The organism is bacterium (genome assembly GCA_026398675.1).
Taxonomy (GTDB): Bacteria; RBG-13-66-14; RBG-13-66-14; order RBG-13-66-14; family RBG-13-66-14; genus RBG-13-66-14.
In genome coordinates, this window is sequence record JAPLSK010000377.1 from 1 (window position 1) to 1,835 (window position 1,835).

At 62.5% G+C, this 1,835-nt stretch carries 2 protein-coding genes and 1 tRNA gene; all 3 read right to left on the bottom strand.

The features are described 5' to 3' along the window. Positions 1 to 165: 165 nt before the first annotated feature. Positions 166 to 241: transfer RNA gene (locus tag NTW26_11310), tRNA-Ala, on the bottom strand. A gap of 77 nt (positions 242 to 318) precedes the next feature. Next, positions 319 to 1,365, bottom strand: coding sequence for a hypothetical protein (locus tag NTW26_11315; GenBank protein ID MCX7022835.1), 1,047 nt, complete (start codon positions 1,363 to 1,365; stop codon positions 319 to 321). 258 nt (positions 1,366 to 1,623) lie between these two features. Further along, positions 1,624 to 1,835 (bottom strand): hydrogenase (locus NTW26_11320; GenBank protein MCX7022836.1); only part of this gene is annotated, 212 nt, incomplete at its 5' end.

Below are 1,835 nucleotides of genomic sequence, written 5' to 3' on the forward strand. Positions count from 1 at the left end.
CCCTACATTCTGCAAACAGCGAAAACGGTCCCCCTCTCCCAGTGGGAGAGGGGTTAGGGGTGAGGGCTGCCTTTGAAAAACGGGCGGGTCAGGAGACTCGCCCCTACACCGTTGCAACAAATAGATAAAAAAACCCGGCGCCTTTGCGACGCCGGGTGTTTTTTCTGGTGGACCCGAGGGGATTCGAACCCCTGACCTCCTCCACGCCAAGGAGGCGCGCTCCCAACTGCGCTACGGGCCCTTGAGCAGCGGAATGCTAGCACAGGGGCGGCTTTTTGTCAACGGAGGTCCGCCGCGACCCCTCCCCCGAAGCGAGAGCTATTCGCCGAAAAGCTCGTTGTACTTGTCCGCGACCGCCTTAACCTTGGGGTCGTCCTCGGTGTACTTGAGCGTGTTGTAGGTCAGGTAGAGATCCTTGACGACGGCCCTGTTTTCGGGGTCCACCTCGAAGAAGGCCTTCTCCAGGTACTTGACGGCGAGGACGAGGTCGTCGAAGGCCATTTCGTTGCGGGTGATGTAGTAGACGCCGGCGTCGGAGAGCGCCTCGGCGAAGTCGTCGGTGGCTTCCTCGATGTTCTCCTCCGTCGCGGTGTTGTAGGCCATCTCGGCGTTGACGACGAGGGTCTTGTAAGCCTCCTCGGCGCGCGGGTCGCCCATGTCGTAGAGGACGCGCGCTCGGGTGCGCTCCACCTTGACGAAGCCCGGGAACTTCTCCAGCCCCATGTCGCAGACCTCGAGGGCCTTGTCGTAGAGCTCGGCCTCGGCGATGGTGGCGCTGCCGACGTAGTACACCGTCCGTTGGGTCTTCTCGTCGGGCATGGTGAAGCGTCCGACGGACGCCATGTTGTAGAGCTTGTGGATGGAGAGATAGTACTCCTGGGCGGCTTCGTCGTTGCGCTCCATCAGGCGCAGGCACTCGGCGGCGATGTAGAAGGCCTGGTAGTGGTCGGGCTCCAGCTCCTCGGCGAACCGGGCGTAGGCCAGCGCCTTGTCGAACTCGCGGCCGTTGATGGCCTTGGCCGCTTCCTGGCGCGCCACGAGGAAGTACTCGAACTCGACGATGATGTCCTCCATCTCCTTGCGGGAGGTGGGGTCGAGCGCGATGGCCATGTCGTAGTACTTCATGGCGGTCTCGAAGTCCCTGAGCTGGGCGTAGCCCCAGAAGAGCATGACGTAGGCGCAGGGCTCGTTTTTGCCCTCGCCGGCGATATAGTCGAGCATCTTGTCCACGGCCCGCTGGGGCTCGATTGCACGGCGGATGTCGGTGGCGGCGCCCTCGCACTGGTACGTGCGCTCGGTCTTGCAGGAGGCGAAAAGCGCGAGGCAGGCGGCGAGCAGTATAATTACAAAGAGGGTCTTGCGCATCGAACACTCCTTTTACGGGCAAGGGGTAAGACAAGGGGTTTCGCCAGAGGCGTAGCTCGCTCCGCTCGGTTTGCCGAGGGCATAGCTCGCTTCACTCGGTTAAACCCCTTGTTCACCCTCTGTTTCACGGCTGATTTCGGCCGGGTGATGATACAACCCGGGGTGGGAAAAGTAAACCGGGCCGCCTCATCCGGTTGCGCGCGCATGGCGGTCGCGCAAAAACCGGGGCCTGGCCCCGGCGGGAAAAAGCGCGGTGCGTTAAAAGTCCGGCGGGAGCTCGTCAATCTCCGCCTGGCTGAAGACCGGCCCGTCCAGGCAGACGTACTTGGCACCGACGTTGCACCGGCCGCACTTGCCGATGCCGCACTTCATCCGGTTCTCCAGGGTGGTGATGACCCTGTCCGGCGCAAAGCCCATCTTGGCGAGACTCTGGAATGCGAACTTTATCATTATCGGCGGGCCGCAGGTGA

Coding starts and splice junctions, on each gene's coding strand:
- NTW26_11315 (MCX7022835.1), bottom strand. CDS start 1,365: ATGCGCAAGACCCTCTTTGTAATTATACTGCTCGCCGCCTGCCTCGCG.